The organism is Hymenobacter ruricola (genome assembly GCF_015694525.1).
Lineage (GTDB): Bacteria > Bacteroidota > Bacteroidia > Cytophagales > Hymenobacteraceae > Hymenobacter > Hymenobacter ruricola.
Map to the genome: position 1 here is coordinate 334767 of NZ_JADQDM010000002.1, position 16557 is coordinate 351323.

General features: G+C 67.0%; 8 protein-coding genes. 2 read left to right on the plus strand and 6 right to left on the minus strand.

Annotated elements, in window-relative coordinates:
* Positions 1-87: 87 nt before the first annotated feature.
* A complete protein-coding gene (locus tag I2H31_RS05475; protein WP_196291995.1) occupies positions 88-4842 on the minus strand; it encodes an IPT/TIG domain-containing protein in 4755 nt (1584 codons plus the stop codon).
* A gap of 137 nt (positions 4843-4979) precedes the next feature.
* Here I2H31_RS05475 and I2H31_RS05480 point away from each other — a divergent pair, with 137 nt between their 5' ends.
* Entirely contained in the window at positions 4980-5627 is a 648-nt protein-coding gene (locus tag I2H31_RS05480; RefSeq protein WP_196291996.1) for a LuxR C-terminal-related transcriptional regulator, read from the plus strand.
* Between the two features lie 168 nt (positions 5628-5795).
* On the opposite strand, the gene I2H31_RS05485 is transcribed toward I2H31_RS05480, so the two are convergent.
* The 5 genes from I2H31_RS05485 to I2H31_RS05505 all read right to left on the minus strand — a co-directional run bounded on the left by I2H31_RS05485 (position 5796) and on the right by I2H31_RS05505 (position 13788).
* Positions 5796-8807 (minus strand): sensor histidine kinase, encoded by a 3012-nt coding sequence (locus I2H31_RS05485; protein WP_196291997.1) that lies wholly within the window; start codon positions 8805-8807, stop codon positions 5796-5798.
* 271 nt (positions 8808-9078) lie between these two features.
* A complete protein-coding gene (locus I2H31_RS05490; RefSeq protein WP_196291998.1) occupies positions 9079-10059 on the minus strand; it encodes an acyl-ACP desaturase in 981 nt (326 codons plus the stop codon).
* Positions 10060-10198: 139 nt separating this feature from the next.
* A complete protein-coding gene (locus tag I2H31_RS05495; protein ID WP_196291999.1) occupies positions 10199-11872 on the minus strand; it encodes a hypothetical protein in 1674 nt (557 codons plus the stop codon).
* 46 nt (positions 11873-11918) lie between these two features.
* Positions 11919-12770: a phytanoyl-CoA dioxygenase family protein gene (locus I2H31_RS05500; RefSeq protein WP_196292000.1), complete on the minus strand. Its 852-nt coding sequence runs from the start codon at positions 12768-12770 to the stop codon at positions 11919-11921.
* Between the two features lie 64 nt (positions 12771-12834).
* Positions 12835-13788: a glycosyltransferase family 2 protein gene (locus tag I2H31_RS05505; RefSeq protein WP_196292001.1), complete on the minus strand. Its 954-nt coding sequence runs from the start codon at positions 13786-13788 to the stop codon at positions 12835-12837.
* A gap of 360 nt (positions 13789-14148) precedes the next feature.
* On the opposite strand from I2H31_RS05505, the gene I2H31_RS05510 reads away from it, so the two are divergent.
* A complete protein-coding gene (locus I2H31_RS05510) occupies positions 14149-16476 on the plus strand; it encodes a T9SS type A sorting domain-containing protein (protein WP_196292002.1) in 2328 nt (775 codons plus the stop codon).
* Positions 16477-16557: the final 81 nt, after the last annotated feature.

Here is a 16557-nt window from a genome sequence, read left to right on the forward strand (position 1 = left end):
GCGAAATTTCACTAGCGTCCCATAGGAACAAAAACCGGCTTGTACCCTAAACAGGGTACAAGCCGGTTTCAGACAGAGGAAGCAGGCTTACTCCACCACCAGGCGGCGGGCCAGGCTCCCACCACGCACCACGTACACGCCCGCGGCCAGCCCGGCGGGCAGCGTGAGGCGGGCCGTGCCATCGGCTTCGGCGGTGGCGTGGGCCACGGCGCGGCCCAGGGCGTCCAGCACTTCGACCTTCGTGCCGGCCGCCAGGCCGGCCACGGCTACGGCCGAGCGGGCCGGGTTAGGGTATAGCGTGAACGGGCCAGTTCCGCCAACGGTCACGGCGCGCACGGGCGAGTAGCTGAAGGTGCCGTCGGCGTCCACTTGCCGCAGGCGGTAGTAGACTAGGGCCGGCGACTTGGGCGTCTGGGCGTCGCGGAAGGCGTAGTCGGTAGCGCCGGCTTTGTCGCCCTGCGCCGCCACTTCGCCGATGCGGGCGAAAGTCTTGCCGTCCAGGCTGCGCTCGATTTCAAAGCGGGCGCTGTTTTTCTCGGAAGCCGTGCGCCAAATCAGTCTGGCCGTCGCGCCTTCGGCTTCGGCGGTGAAGGCGGTGAGTTCGACGGGCAGCGGCGTGCTGCTGCCGGTGAGGTAAAACTCGGAGAAGTGGTCGGGCACAAGGGCCTGGGCCACGAACCAGGCCACGCCATTGCCGGGGGTGCTGGCACTCAGCGTCAGGGTGCGCGACTCGCCGGTGGCGGCGTTGTTGCTCAGGCTGCAATCCTCATTCGGGCCGCTGTACTGGGTGCTTTTCAGGCTGGCGTAGCTCGCCACCGATGGGTCGGCGGCTTGCAGGCGGGCAAACTCGGAAGTCAGCCCGTAGAAGCGGACGTTGACAGTGCCACCTGTGAAGGTGGGATTGGTGGCACTCAGGCGCCAGTTGCGGTCGAGGTACTTGTGGGCGCGGCCGTCCTGGCGCACCGCGCTGGCCGTGCCGGCGACGAGAAACTGCACGCTTACTGCGCCCAGCGCGGCGCGGGTATCCTGCAGGGCGGCTACCACTTGGCCATTGCTGGCCAGCAGGTAGTGCCATTTGCTGTCGCCGGTGGTGGTGTAGGCCACCGTGCTCAGGCAGCTAGCCACGGCGTCGTACACTTTGAGCACGGCGAAGGCCGGGCTGCCGCTGCTGCTCACCCCGGTGGTGGTAACTACCACGGCGCTGCTGCCCACGGCCGCGCCCGCTGGCACCGTGGCCGTGAGCGAGGTAGCCGAATTAAACACCACGCTGCTGGCCGCCACCCCGCCGAACGTGACGGTGCTGCCATTAATAAAGCGCGTGCCCGTGATGGTGACGGGCATGCCCGGCAGCTCGGCGCTCACGCTCAGAGCCGTGATGGTGGGCGGCAGCGCGTAGGTGATGGTGAATTGGGTGGCGGCCGTGTTGTCGTTGCCGGCCGTATCCTGGGCTTTGGCCGCCCCCACGTTGACCGTGATGGTGGACGGCGCGCCGCTCGGCGTCACGGTGAAGGTGTACTGACCGGCGTTGACTATGGTCAGGGAGCTTTTGGTGCCGCCCGCCACCGTCACGTCGGCAATGGTGAAGTTCGCCACGCCTTCCGAAAACGTGATGGTGAACGGCACGGGACTGGTGCTGGTGCCGCTGCCCGAGGCCCCGGCCGAGCTGCTGATGACCACCGTCGGCGCCACGGTATCCACCGTGAAGGTGTTGGTGGCGCTGTTCAGGCTCACGGGCTGGCCGCTGGTTTGGGCCGTGGCGTAAACCGTGTGCGAGCCCTCGCTCAGGGCCGTGGCCTGGGTCTTGCTCCAGTTGCCGTTGCCATTGTTGGCCGTCACGGTACCGATGCTGACGCCGTCGACGTACACCGCCACGGTGCTGCCGGACACGGCCGTGCCGGTGTAGGTGGGCGTGTTGTCGTTGGTGCTGCTGCCGTCGTCAGGGGTGTCGACCTGCGGGGTGGCGGTGCGGGGCGCGATGGCAATGTTCTTGGTGGCGGCGGCGCTGGCCGCGCTGCCGTCATTGGCTACAAAACTCATGGTGCGGGTGGCCGTGTTGGGCGTGCCGGCGGTGTTGTTGTACGTAATGGCCCGCAAAGCCGCCTGCCACTGCGCCTTGGTGGCCGCGGCCCCGGCCGAAGTCAGCGTGAGAATGCCCGTGCCGGCGGCGTAGCTGGCGCTGATGTTGCCGTAGATGGTGCTGCTGGCGTTCGTGAAAGCCAGCACGTCCTGGGTGCTTTGGAAGTTGGTGGTCAGGCGCACCGAGGCCGAAGCCAAGGTATTGTTGTCGGTATCAGTCACGGTCAGACCGGCATCCACGGCCACGGGGCCGGCGCCCTGCGTCCAGGTGGTGTTGCCGCCGGTGGTGGCGACTGCCGGCGCGTCGTTCGTCGAGCCCACGGTGATGCTCACGATGTCCGAATCGGACAGGGCCCCGCCGCTGCCGGTGTTGCCCAGGTCATTGGCGGCCAGCGTCAGCGAGGCCGTGCCGTTGAAGTTGAGCGTGGGCGTGAACACCAGCCCGTTGAGGGCGGCGTTGATGTTCGTGAGCGTGCCCCGAAATTTCATCGAGGCATCGGCCGTGCCATCGCCAATGGTGAACGTCAGGCCCGTGGTGCGGCTGAGCGAGAAGGTGCCGTTGGCCCCCGTCAGGGTGATTTCCAGGTTGCCCGTGCCGGCGTCCACATCGGCCACGCTCAGCAGGTTGTTGTTGGCCGTGCTGAAGGTGAGGGGCGTGTCCTCGGCGGTGGTTTGGGTGGCGGGCACCGTGGCCACCGGCGCATCGTTCACGCCATTCACGGTGGTGTTATTGCTGGCCGAGTTGTTGGCCGGGTTCGGGTCGGAAGTGCTGCTGCTCACCGAGGCCGTGGCCGTGATGGTGCCGCCCTGGCCGGGCGCCTGAATCTGCACCGTGAGGACCGGCGCCGCCCCGACGGCGAGGCTGGTGCGGGTGGCCGTCACGGTACCGCCCGACTGCGAGGCCGCCCAGCCCGTGCCGGCGGCCGAGATAAACACCGCCCCGGCCGGCAGCCCCAGCGTGGCCGTGAGGCCACTGGCGCTGCTGGGCCCGGCGTTGCTCACCGTGAGGGTATAGGTAAGGGTGGCGTCCTCATTCACGGGGTTAGGCGCCGCGCTCAGCGTCACCGACAAGTCGGCCGATGTGCTCACCGTGAACGTGCCGGTGCTGGTGCCGAGCCCGTCGGCATTGGCCACCGAAATGGTGCCCGTGGTGGCGCCCGCGGGCACCGTGGCCGTAATCTGAGTATTGCTGTTCACCGTCACGGCGGTAGCGGTGGTGCCGTTGAACTTCACCGTAGCCGCGCCCGCGTCGTTGAAGTGGGTACCGGTAATAATGACCGAGGTGCCCACCGGCCCGGTGTTGGGGTTGAAGCCGGACACCGTCGGTATTTCGGCCACGTCAGTCACGCCGATGGTGAACGTCTCCTCGTAAAACAGCCCGCCCTGGTCGGTGGTGCGGATTTTGACGCTGTAGCTGTTCTTGGTTTCGTAGTCGAACACGCCATTAGTCGTAAGCGCGTTGCCGCTGATGTTGAACGAGCCGTTGTCGGCCCCGCCCACCGCAAAGGTGTAGGTGAAGGTGTTGCCCGCGTTCGGGTCGTTGCTGCTGAAGGTGCCCACCGTGGTGTTCAGGGGCTGGTTTTCGGCCGCGCTGGCGTTGCTCAGGCTGAGGTCGGTGGGGGCCGCGTTGGCGCCGACGCCCTGTTCGTAGCGGTCGATGGTACCGTCGGCGCGGCCCACCAACAGGTCCAGCATGCCGTCGCCGTCGATGTCCGTTACGCAGGGCTTGGCGTTGGTACCGGCCGAAATGCCGTTAAAATTGCTGGAAAGCTGGCTAACGGTGAAGCTGCCGGCCGCCACCTGCTCGTACCGGTAGAGGGTGCCGCCACTCACGCCCATCAGGATGTCGATGCGCCCGTTACCATCCAGGTCCACGCAAAACGGCGCGGCGTTGCCCGACAGCTGCAGGCTGTTGAAGTTGGTATCGATGCGGTAAAACTGGTCGGTATTCTCGAAGGTCTGCTGGGAGTGGCTGGTAATGCCGTCGCCCTTGCCCACCAGTAGCTCCAGCCGGCCGTCGACGTTGAGGTCGGTCATGCCGGGCACCGTGTTGCTGGTGGTCGAAATGCCCGAGAAGTTGTTCTGCACCAGCGCGAAGGTAGCGGCCCCCACGCCCGTTTGCTCGTACTCGCTCACGGTGCCGTCGCCGCGCCCCAGCAGCAGGTTGAAACGCCCGTTGCCTTCCAGGTCCACAATGGCCACCGTGGCCTGGGTGCCCATGTTGAGGTTGGCCGAACCCGTGCTCAGCAGGCCCAGGCTGGTGAAGGCCGTGCCGTTGGCGGTGGCTTGCTCGTAGCGCCCAATGGTGCCATCGGCCCGGCCCACCAGCAGGTCCAGCCGGCCGTCGCCGTCGAGGTCGGCCACGGCCGGCGCAGCGTTGTTCCCGGCGTTCACCCCGGCAAAGTTGCTGGCCACCAGGGTGTAGCTCACGCTGTTGCTGGCCCGCGTCACCGCAAAGGCGGCAGGCGAGAAAGCAAAACCGGCGCCGGTGGTCACGTTGAGGAGCTGCGTAGAGGCCGCCCGGGGCACCACGGCCGTAATCTGGGTACTGGAATTGACGGTGAACACCGCCGACAGTTCCCCAAAGCGCACGCTGGTAGCGCCGGTGAAGCCGCTGCCCGTGATGACGACGTTGCTGCCCGCCGCCCCGCTCGCGGGCGAGAGGCCCGTGATGGTGGGCTGGGCCCAGGCCGCCGCGCTGGTCAGCAGCAGGATAAACAGGAGCGGCAGCAGCGGCCGGCGCAGGAAAAGCGTAAAAATTCGCATAAAGTCAGGACGTAGAGGTTTAGCCACCACAAAACTCTGCCCGACGCGCACCCCGCGCCGCGCCGGGCTTGTACCCTAAACAGGGTACAAGCCCGGCGCCGGCCGGGAGCCCATTCGCCTGCACCTTTGCGGTAGATATGACAACCATTGCCTTTCCCATCAGCGTGGCCATCGTGGAAGACGATGCCCGGGTGCGCGAACTCCTCCGCGAGTACCTCTGCTACCAGCCCGAGTTCCGCTGCCCCATCGTGGTCGATTCCGTCGAGGCCCTGTGGAAAGAGCTGGACCTGGCCCTGCCGCCCCGCGTCATCCTGCTCGACGTGAGTTTGCCCGGCCAAACCGGCATCCAGGCCCTGCCCGCCCTCAAAAAACGCCTGCCCGATACCGACATCGTGCTGCAAACCATGCACGACGACCCCGAGCGCATCTTCCTGGCTCTGCGGGCCGGCGCCACCGGCTACGTCATCAAAAACGCCACCAGCCTGCCCCAGTACAAGCAGGCCATCCTCGACGTGCTCAACGGCGGGGCGGCCCTCTCCCCTTCCGTGGCCCGCAAGGCCTTGCAGCACTTCCAGCCCGCCCCCAGCCAGCAACCGGAGCTGTTGAGCGCCCGCGAGCAGCAGGTGTTGCAAGCCCTCACCGAAGGCCTCAGTGAAAAGCAAGTGGCCGCCCGCCTCAGCCTCTCGCCCGACACCGTGCACACCTACGTCAAGCGCCTTTATGAAAAGCTGCGCGTGAAGTCGCGCGGCGAACTGCTGAGTCGCGCCGCCAAGGGCGATTTGTAGCGTTGGCTTTGTTTAAAATGAAAAGAACGTCATGCAGAGCGCAGCGAAGCATCTCGCATGCCACCACTAATCCTGACGTTTGCACAATTAGATTGCTTCTGCATGCGAGATGCTTCGCTGCGCTCTGCATGACCAACGGGTTTTAAACTCCCGGCTCAACCCCAGCCCCTACGGCAGCTGCCGCAGCCGCACCAGCCAGCCGCCGGGCACGGGTCCCACGCTCAGCTCGGCCCGCAGCAGAGTGGCCCGGTGGCGCATGTTGCGCAGGCCCTGCCCCGCCCGGCCCACCGCGCCCGTTTCCCCGCCCGTGCTGCGGATGCTCAGCTCCAGCAGCGGCGTGTAACCCAGGCCCACGCGAATGGGCGTGCCCGGCGCCGAATATTTCAGGGCATTGTTCACCGCTTCCTTGAAGATGAGGTAGGTGTGCTGCCGCACCGTGGGCGGCAGCGGCTGCTCCTCAATGGCCGGCAAGTCCTCTTCCAGCAGCAGCTCGCGCCCGGTGGCCCGGGCCGTGGCGTCGAGGTGGTCGCGCATGCGGTCGACCAGCGCCGCCAGGGTGTCCACCCCCGCGTCCACGCTCCAGATGATGTCGCGCACGGTGCTGGCGGCCGCGCGGCTGTCTTCCACCAGCGTGGCGAGGCGGGCCGGCGGGCCCTGCTCCAGGGCGTGCAGCAGCTCGGCCTGCATGGTCACGCGGGTGAGCAGCGAGCCCACTTCGTCGTGCAAATCGGCCGCCAGGCGGGCCCGGAGTTCATTTTCGCGGCGCAGCTGGCGCAGGCGGCCGCGCTGCCAGCCATACACGGCGGCGCTGGTGGCCAGGGCGGCCAGCACCCAGGTGAGGGGCCGGTTCCACCACTCGGCCGTCACGGTCAGGGGCAGGCGCAGGGTGTTGGCGGCGGGCACGCCCTGGCTGCTTTCAGCCCGAATCTCGACGGTGTAGCGGCCGGGGGGCAGGCCTTGCAGGCGCAATTGCGGGGTGGTGCCCAGGCCCAGCCAGCGGTCGGCCAGCCAGCCGCGCACCCGGTAGGCGTAGCGCGCGCGGCCGGGGTCGGGGCTGTTGGTGAGGGCCAAATGCAGGTCCACCAGCGGCGTGTTGGGCGCCAAGTGCAGCGCGGGCGGGCCGTCGCTGGACAGCAGGTGGTGCGTACGGCTGGCCTCGGCCGTAGCACCGAGCGCCGTGAAGCCGGTGAGCAGCAGGCGCGGCAGCAGGCTACTGGGGCCCGGCACCTGGTCGGGGTACACGCGGTGCAGCCCGGCCACGCCCCCCACCAGCAGGGAGCCGTCGCGCGGGTCGGCGTAGGCGGCCCGGGCATTGCATTCGTCCGAAGCCAGCCCCTGCGCCGTGGTAAACACGGCCAGCTGCTCGCGCGCCGGCAGGTAGCGCACCAGTCCCTGGTACGTGCCCAGCCACAGGTAGCCGCCAGCGCTGGGCGTGATGGTGGCCACCGACGCATTGGGCAAGCCCTGGCCCAGCGACAGCGCGGTGCGGGCGCGGCCGGCCCCGTCTATCACGGCCAGGCCGTGGTCGCGCGTGCCCACCCAGAGCCGGCCATCGGGCGCCAGGTACAGGCAGCGGGCCCCGTCCACGGCCACCTGCCGCGGCGCGGGCGCCCCGGGGCCGTACACCTCGCGGCGGCCGGTGGCCAGGGTCAGGCGCTCCACGCCCTCGGGGGTGGCCAGCCAGAGGCGGCCCTGCCCGTCGGGGCACACGTCTTCGATGACGCGCCCGGCCAGGGGAGGCCGGTCGGTGGCCGGCTGGCCGGGCACCAGGTAAGGGCGGTAAGTCTGGGTGGCGGCGTCGTAGTAAAAAAGGCCCTGCTGCGTGCCGGCCCACACCCGCCCGCCCGGGGCCACGTCGCGTGTAAGGGCGCGCACGCCCGGCTCTCCCTGCGCCAGCCCCTCGATGGGCAGGCGGCCGAATGCTCCGGTTCGGGGGTTGAAGCGGAGCAAGGGATAAGCCCCGGCTGCCAGCCAGCTGCCGTCTGGCCCCAGCGAAGTCGGCACCAGCCCCATCAGCACGGGGGCGTTGCCGGCGGGCAAGGCGGCACTGCGCCAGCGCCGCAGCGGGGCCAGGGGCGAATCGGCGGCCTGGGTGAGGATGCCGGCTTCGTAGGTGCTTACCAGCAAGCGGCCGTCGGGCAGGCGCACGCTGGCGCGCACGCTGTAGGGGCTGCCGCCCGGCCCGGGCAGGGCATGAATAAAGGCCGGGGCCGCCGCGCGACGCCAGCAACCCCGGGTGCCCGAATCGAACAGCCACCACTGGCCCACGGCGTCGGCCCGCAGCTGGCCGCGCCACACGGCGGTGGGCCAGGGCGGCAGCGGCAATTCAAATTGCGGGCGCAGGCGCGGGTCGGGCCCGGCCGTCCACTCCAGTTGCTGCAGCTGCTGGGGCAGCAGCACCGTGAGCCCCCCCGCGCCTCGCAGCACCTCCACTTTGCCTTCCCGCTCGGCAGCGGCCCAGCGGAACTGCTCGGTGAGCTGGCCGCCGGGGCCCGGCCGGAAAGCCGCCGCGCTGCTCAGCAGCCAGGGCCGCCCCCGGGGGTCGAACACGGGGCGCAGACTGTTGCCCGGCCCGGTTGTCCACTCGCCCAGCACCTGGCCGGCCGCGCTCAGGTGCTGCGTGCTGCCGTCGCCGGTCAGCCACAGGCTGCCGTCGGGAGCCGCCGAGGCTTCGGCTATCTTCTCATTCCGAAACAGCGGCCCCACGCGCTGGCCGGCGAGATTGTACAGCTGCAGGGCCACGTGGTTTTGGACCACTAAAACGTGCTGGCCGTCCGGGGTCAGCGTTAGAGAAGCTATGTGGCTGCTGCTGCTGCCCGGCACGGGCAGCGGCAAGGCCTGTAGCGCCCCAGCGGGCCCAAAGCGGTAGAGCCCGGCCTCCGTGCCGAACCACAGCTGGCCATTGGGCAAGGGCAGCACGTTGTTGCAGGCCACGGCGGGCAGGGCCGGGCCGCCCCGCCGCAGGGCATTGATGGAAACGAGCCGGCTGCCATCGTAGCGGTACACGCCGTCGTCGGTGCCCACCCAAAGCAGGCCGTCCGGCGTGGGCGCCAGCGTGCGCAGCATCAGCTTGCGGAGGGCCTCGTCGGGCTGCCAGCCGCTGGTGGGCACCGGCTGGGCCCAGCTCATCAGCGGCAGCAACAATCCCCACAGTGCAACGATTAACCGCCACGCATTCATGGGGGCAAGTTACGGTCGGCAGAGGGCTTTCGGATTTAAGAATAGCGTTGTGATTGTATTAAAGCCGCCGTTTTGCTTCAAAATCAACGGGGCATCCCTGCTAGGCAGCGGCAAAAACGGCGTGAACCCGCCCCCGCTACACAAGCCCGTCCGATGGAATCGAAGACGAACCTATTGCCAGTAAGCAGCTGCGGTACAGCCGAAACCACGCAAGCAAAACGCCCCACCCGGCTGAGCCAGGTGGGGCGAAAACGTAGCGATTTCCGCAACGCTACGATATCCACTTAAACTTGTATTCCAGCTTGGGCACGGGCATGCGGTCGGCCACGCGGCGCAGGCGGTTGGGTAGGGCCATGATGTAGTCGCGGGCCTTTTCGGCTTCGCCGGTGAGGTCTTTGACGTTCGCAATGTCCCAATCCACAATGAGCGAATCCAGGATGTCGGTGTAGTCGTTGCTGGTGTACACGCCCAGGCGTTGGGCGGCGTCGGTGAAGTGGCCGAAGGTTTTGCCCATTTCCACGCCCATTTCGCGCATGTAGTGGGCCGGCATCACGATTTTCTTGCGCATCATGTCCTCAAAGGCCAGCATCATCTCGCTCGGGTCGAGCTCAAAAATCTTGCTCACGAAGGCCTTGTACACGCGGGCGTGGCGGGTTTCGTCGCCGGCAATCATGCCGCAGATTTTGGAAAGCTGGTCGTCGCCGGCCTTGCGGGCCAGCTGGCCCACGCGGCGGTGCGAAATGTTGGTGGCCTGCTCCTGGTAGCTCGTGTACACGAAGGCGCGGTAGGGGTCGTTGGCCGTGCCGAGGTCGAAGGCGTCGTTGATGAGGTACTGGGTGCTCACCTCAAACTCCCGCATGTTCACGCGGCCCGAGAGGTACAAATAGCGGTTCAGCAGGTCGCCGTGGCGGTTTTCTTCGGCCGTCCAGCCCCGAATCCACTCGGCCCAGCCGTTGTTGCGGTCGCGGTTGATGTTGTCGAGCTCGTGGAACCAGGCCTCGTAGTTGGGCAGGGCTTCCTCGGTGATGGTGTCGCCGATGAGCACGGCCAGCAGGTCGTAGCTCAGGCTGCCGGCCCGTTCGCGCAGCTCCTTCACCTCGTCAAAAAACGTGTCGCGGCGCGAGTCGGGCAGGTAGTCGGCCGGCTGCCAGCTGTCTTCCACGCTCTTGAGGAAGGTGCTCATGTTTTCTTTCAAGTAGCCCTCCATTTGCTGGAGGACTTCGCCGCGGGTTATCGAGATGGAAGTTTGCATGGGGTGGGGCGAAAAAACGTGAAGGGGTGGTGAAGAAACGCTTCTTGCGCAACAAAGGTCCGCCCGAACCGTAGGGGGCCGGGTATAAGATTATGGCATTGGGGCGGCTTGAAGCAGTAGAATGGGCGGTTTTCAGGCACTAAGGCCCTTTGACCGGCCGTACCTCGTACACTTGCAGCGTGCTATCGGAGCCAATGGCCCGCCTTGGGCGGAGTTCCGCCCGCACGTTTGCCAGCTGCCAGCGCTTGTGCAGCCAGCCGGCGGCTTCCGGACTGAGCACCCACAAGGGCCGGGACGGCGGCCCGGCACCCAGCGCCAAGCGGCGCAGGCACTCGGTCTGGTCGGAAGTGCCGCTTAGGGCTTGGCGCAGGGCCGCTTGCGAGGGGTCGTGGGAAGTCCACCCTGAGAGCTGAAGCACGGGTTTGTGCTCGTCGAGCACCGTCTGGCCGAAGGGCGAAAGGCTTTTCAGCAAGTCATTGGCCCCGGCCAGTATGAGTTGCCGGCCGCCGGCGGCTTGCTCAATGGCCCGCAGCGTTTGCAGATGGCCGGCCTGCTCCTGGCTCAAAACCTGGCGACGGTGCCAGGTTTTGGCCCCGTACAGCAGCACAGTGGCCACGGCCGCCACGGCCCCAGCGCGCAGCAGCCCGGGCGAGAAGGCCGGTCGGGTTTCCACCCCCCGCCCCTTCCCAGATTCGGTAGGCCGGAATACAAACGCCAGGTTGGCCAACAGCCAGAAATCCAGTAGCGGCAGCTCCAGCCGCGGTGGCAGTTTGAGGATGCCCGCCAGGAACACGAGCGCCCCGGCAAACCCCGCCTGCACCAGCCAAAAACTGAACTGAAACCGCGCCCGGCGCGTGGCCACCAGCCCCGTCGCAACCAGGGCCAGCAGCAACGGGAAATAGTCGCGCAGCAGCAGCCCGGCCCGCAGGCGCAGCTTGGCCGGCACCTCGTGCGTCACAAAGTCGCGGGCATTGAAGGCATAGGCGCGCTGGCAAAGTGCCTCGTTCACCAGCGCGGAGTCGCCCATCAGCCACAGGCCCACGGCGGCCGTGCCCAGGCTATCGGCCGGGGTGCGGGACTGCGGGCGGAGCTGGTCGAAATCGAGAATGCGGGCAAAATACCGGTCGCGGGCCTGGGCATGGGCCTGCTCGGGCGTTTGCCCGCCGGCGGCCAGCGCGGTGGCCAGGGCCAGCAGGACGGCCCCGCTCCCCAGCACCGGCGCGGCGCGGCGCCAGCTGCCCGCCAGCCACCCGGCGGCCGGCAGCGCCGCTGCCAGGCCCAGCACCGCCAGGCTGGGCCGCATGAGCCACGCCGCCAGCAGCGCCGCCAGCCCCACCGCCAGCGCCCCGCGCCGCCCCGGCCGCTGGGCCGCAAACAGCACGCCCGCGCCGGCCAGCAGCAGCGCCACCCGCACGTAGCTGAACCACTGCCAGTGCTCCAGCCAGGCCAGCCCAAAAAACCCCACCAGGACCAGCACCGCCAGGCCCGGGCGGCCCCGCGCCCGCAGCAGCTTGTCGAGAACGGCAAAGACCAGCACGGTGGCCGCGCTCAGCAGCGCCCCCAGCAGCAGCCCAAACCACGGCACCGCGGGCGCGGCCGCGTAGGCCGCCGCCAGCGCGTGCCCGTAGCCGTGAAAATACAGCGGCACCGAAGCCACCGGCCGCGCCGCGATTACCCCGGAAAAAAGCCAGGCCAGCGACAGGTCGTCGTTGGCTTCGCAGTAGCTGCCCAGGCCCGCCACCGTGGTCGCCACCAGCCCCAGGGGCAGCAGCACCACGCGCAGAAAAACGGCGAAACGGGAATGACTCGGCACGGCGGCAAATCGAAATGAAGCCGCTAAGAAACGCGCTGGGCCAGCATCAGGCCCGCCAAAAGCGCATTTCCAGCGACACGCGGGTGGCGTCGGGGTTGAGGTTGGCGGCGGCGCCGTGCAGCAGGTAAGGCGAAAACACCAGCACTTCGTCGGGCCCGGGGTTGGGCCGAATCAGGTGGAGCGGGCGGGCCGGGCGCAGCACGCCGGGCACCGTGTAGGGCACGCCGTGGAAGATGGCGCCGCCGGCCGTGCGCTCCACGGCGCTTTCGGGCCAGTGGTGGCTGCCCGGCACCAGCGCCAGCGCCGACTGCGCGGTGCTGCCCGCCACGGGCAAATAAATGTTGAGCGCGTGGCGGTAGCGCGGCAGCCAGGCGTCGCGGTGCAGCGGGTTCTGGTCGGCGCGGTGCGGCCGCACGATGCGCAGGTGAAACACCGCCTCGTTCACGTTGGGGTTGAACGCCCGCACCGGCTGGCCGCAGGCGGCACTCACCAGGGCTTCGAGCACGGCGGGCGGCACGGGCAGCCGCGCCAGGTCGTACACCTTGGTTTGGGCGATGACGGCCAGGTGGCGGCCGGCATCGTCGCCGATGGCGTGGTGGTACTGGCTGATGTCGAAATCCGGCGCCACCGCGCAGCCCGCGCCGCGCAAGGCCTCGCGCAGCAGCTCGGCCAGGCCGGCCTGCAGCTGCGCCTGGGCGCCGGCGGGCAGGCCCGGCACCACGGCAAAGCCCGCCGCGGCCCACGGCGCCCGGGCGCTCAGGTCCTCGTCCGACGCCAGCAGCACGGCGTCGGGGAGGCCCACCGCCGGGGCGCCTTCCACCTGGTAGGCCACCGGCTGGCCGGCCACGTGCAGCCGCCGAAGCGGAGAATCCTGGGGGGCGGGGTCGGGCTGGGTCATGACGAGTCAGGCGCAGGCCCTCGCAGTGGCAGTGAAAGTTGGAACAACAAAAGTAACAGCCCTTCTACGCAAACAGTCCGCTCCAGATGGCCAAAGCCCGCTCCGGCAGCGCCGGGCGCGTCACCTGGCGCAACAGGCTGTACAGTTCCCGCACTTCGGCGTGGCGCCGGCGCCGGGCGGCCTGGCGCAGCTCCCAGCGCACCCGCGTGGCCAGGGCGCGGCGCTCGGCGGGCGTGCGCACCAACGCCAAGGCCTTCTCGCACACCCGGATGGTGGAAGTCAGGTAGGGGTCGTGGGGCTGGTAGGCCCGGGCGCTCATGCTGCGCGGGTGCTTGCGCTTGCGGGTCGTCACGGCGTCCAGGTACAGAAACTGCCAGTCGCGGCTGGCCCGCACCCAGAAGTCGAAGTCCTCGTAGGCCAGGGTTTCGTCGTAGCCGCCCAGCGCGGCCAGGCAGGCGCGCCGCATGAGCATGGTGGGCGTGCTGATGAAGTAGCGGGCCAGCACGTCGGCCAGTACCCAGCCGCTGGCGGGGCGGGGCCGCAGCCCGCCGGCGCCGTCGGGCTGGTGGTGCCGGCCCAGCAAGTGGCCCGCCTCGTCAATCAGCTCGGCGTTGGAATACACCATGCCCACGGTGGCATCGGCAGACCGGAACGCGGCAACTTGTAGCGCCACCCGTTCGGGCAGCAGCACGTCGTCGGTGGCAAAGTCAATCACGAACTCGCCCCGGCTCTGGCGGAAAGCCTGGTTGAAGGCCCGGCAGTTGCCCACGTTTTCGGGCAGCAGCAGCAGGTGCCAGCCGGGGCAGCGAGCGGCGTACTCGCGCAGGATGGCGGGGCTGCCGTCGGTGCTGGCGTCGTCCACGAGCCACACTTCCAGCTGCGGGTAGGTTTGGGCCAGAATGGAATCCAGGGCCTCGCGCAGGAACGGGGCGTGGTTGTGGCACAGCGCCACCACCGTGACCACGGGCGCCGCCGGGTGGGCCGAAGCAGAAGAAGCAGTAGGCGCGGAAGCGGCCATGAAATGCAAATGAGAATAGGCGGCGCGGCGCAGTAATTCGTTTTTATCGGAACCGTTGCGGCAGTGGGCTCCGGCGCAGGCCGGCGGGCGGGCGTTGGCGGCTGGCCCAACCGCTTCCCCGCAAAGAAAAGCCCAAACAGCAGGATGCTGGCCCCCGGCCGCCCGGCGCCCGGCCGCGCCGGGCCGCCCCTCCGGCCGCTCATTGCCTGATTCTCGCTACATTAGCCCTCGAACCTTTTCCCAATCTATCCCAACGCATGAAACACCCCTACGCTGCCCTGGGCCGACTGGCCCTGCTGGCCCTCGCCCTCGGTGCCCGCACCGGCTTCGGGCAAGTCCCCCCCCCCCGCAACCCTAGCCATGCCGGCTAGCCTGCGCGCCCCCGCCGAACCGAACACCGCCCCCGCCCCCGTGCCATCGGTCGTTGTCGACCCTCCCCAGGACCCCAACCTCGTGCGGGTGGTGTACGACGGCGTCAACGCCGTGTGCGCCGGCGACCACCTCACCGTGACAGCCCTCGGCGGCAACGGCACCTACAGTTGGAGCACCACCGGAAACCTCAATCCGCGGCTTTCGGCCAATACAGGCGCCACGGTGGTGGTCGGGCCGCTGGTGACCACCACCTACACCGTGACGAGCACCAACCCCAGCACCGGGGCGCCCACCACGGCCACTTTCATCGTGAACGTGCTGCAAAACTGCTGCCCCAAAAACCGCAACCGCAGCTACATCAAAGAAGTCTCGGGCACGCTGTTCAACAGCAGCGCCACCAACCCTTTCATCGACCAAACCACTGGCAATCCCTTCCCGGCGGGCACCCGCTTCCGCTTCACCGACCTCAGCGCCAACCCGATTATTTTCAGTGGCCTGGCCTTCCAGCCGCCCATGGGCAGCGTGCTGATGGTGCCTGGCGGCAAAGACCTCTACCTGCAGGACGGCGCCAGCCTGAATCTGTCCGGCGTGAGCATCACCGCCGATTGCGACGACATGTGGGGCAAGCTGTGGGTGCGCAACTCGGCGGCCGGCATCAGCAGCACCTTCACGGATGGCGCCACCGCCGACCCAACCACCACCGTTCAGGCATCGGCGCCCGGCCTGACGTCGCTGCGCAACCAAGTGAGCCATAGCCTGGGCGGCATCGAATTTGAGCAGCCTTCGCCAACGGTTACCACGCCATCGGGGGCGGTGAACGTGCCCTACTGCCGGCTTACCAATACCGACTTCCTGCACAACGAGCGCAGCATTGCCCTGTACCGCAGCCAGTACGGCGAAAACATCCGACAGGGCGTCAACTATACCTATGTTACTTACTCGGCTTTTGATTCTAATCCGAGTCGGTTCAAGGCTCCCAAGCTGTTCCCGTCCGGCAACGTCAACTATCCGCATTATTCCCAATACAACGTGCTGTTTACCGGCTTCGGGGGTACCTGGGGACATAATTCGCACACCCGCACGCTTTTCGGCTTTCACTCCCCCGATGATGGTCAGATAGCCGCGTTGTTGGTCCAGGATAGTCAATTCGCGGACTGCTATCTGGCGGGCATCAACGTGAACACCTCTAATCAGGGTGGCGGCGGTGCTACCGGAGACCGGGTTATTTATTCGGAAGACAATTCGTTTTCCTTCCCAACTATACTGAGCCTGCCCACCACGCCGCAGTTTGCCAATGCCATTGCCGCCGATGTGGCCGACCAGGTAGCGGAAACGCGAGGCATATACAGCAAAAATGCCACCACCGGTATTTACCGGTCCACGTTCACCCAGGCTGTTGATTCGTACTCGGACTTCACTTTCTTCGAGCGCAGCAACAAGCAGATTGGTGTGAAGGGTGGGCACGTCGGGGTATTTTATGAAAGTCGTTGCACCCTGCTTTACACCGGGCTGGAGCTGACGGAGGTTACTTACCCAATGGTGCTGGACTACAACGTGTTCACGGCTTGCAGCCGGGGCGTCACGGCCCAAGGCCGGGGAGTCGGCCTCAAGTCAACGGGGCCGAACAGTCCATACGTCACGGTTTCGTTGAAGATGAATTGCAACACCTTTGACAGGGGAGACGGCAACAGGCCCGGCACGGCCTACGGGGTGTACCTGGGCCCGACGTCGCAGATTACATTCGACCCGCTGCCCTCAGGAAACCCGGGTCCCGCCCCGGTCCTCACCAATAAGTTCTTGGATTATAACACCGGTATTAGTGGCTTTTTTGCACTCTACAACCTTGGCGCTTCCTCCCCGCCTGTAACTTATACGACTTATGGAAACTATATCTTAAGACCCAATCCTACGCAACCCGGCATCTTATTAGGGCATAGCGACCTATCAGCGCTGTGCATTCCAGGTAATGTCACCCTACTTGCGAATGGTACTTATGACCCAAATATTGGGGCAGTATGTGGGTTCGGTAATCCAGGCTTGGAGCGTGGAGTCCGCGAACAAAGCGACCTAAAGTCAAGCAGCCCCAATCCCGCCTCTGACCACACGACATTGAACTATATCCTAGCGCCAAGTATCAGCATGGCGGAATTACAAATTCGGCGAAGCATCGATGGGAAGTTGGTATATCAAAGCACGCTTCTTCCAAACAGTAGCTCCCATGAGGTGCAGATACGCGGCTGGCAGGCTGGGTTGTATATCGCCACAATGCTCACAAATAAGATTCCAGTGAAGTCCGTTAAACTTTCCGTGCTATGAAGTTGCTACGTAAAATTCTTTATCTTTTGGCCTTTCTATGGGGGGGGCTGAGTTCTTCAATGGCTCAGCCGACCCGCGTCT

Bases quoted from the DNA above. Each gene is read 5' to 3' on its own strand.
- I2H31_RS05505 (WP_196292001.1), bottom strand. From the start codon at position 13,788: ATGGCCGCTTCCGCGCCTACTGCTTCTTCTGCTTCGGCCCACCCGGCG.
- I2H31_RS05500 (WP_196292000.1), bottom strand. From the start codon at position 12,770: ATGACCCAGCCCGACCCCGCCCCCCAGGATTCTCCGCTTCGGCGGCTG.
- I2H31_RS05485 (WP_196291997.1), bottom strand. From the start codon at position 8,807: ATGAATGCGTGGCGGTTAATCGTTGCACTGTGGGGATTGTTGCTGCCG.
- I2H31_RS05475 (WP_196291995.1), bottom strand. From the start codon at position 4,842: ATGCGAATTTTTACGCTTTTCCTGCGCCGGCCGCTGCTGCCGCTCCTG.
- I2H31_RS05510 (WP_196292002.1), top strand. From the start codon at position 14,149: ATGCCGGCTAGCCTGCGCGCCCCCGCCGAACCGAACACCGCCCCCGCC.
- I2H31_RS05480 (WP_196291996.1), top strand. From the start codon at position 4,980: ATGACAACCATTGCCTTTCCCATCAGCGTGGCCATCGTGGAAGACGAT.
- I2H31_RS05490 (WP_196291998.1), bottom strand. From the start codon at position 10,059: ATGCAAACTTCCATCTCGATAACCCGCGGCGAAGTCCTCCAGCAAATG.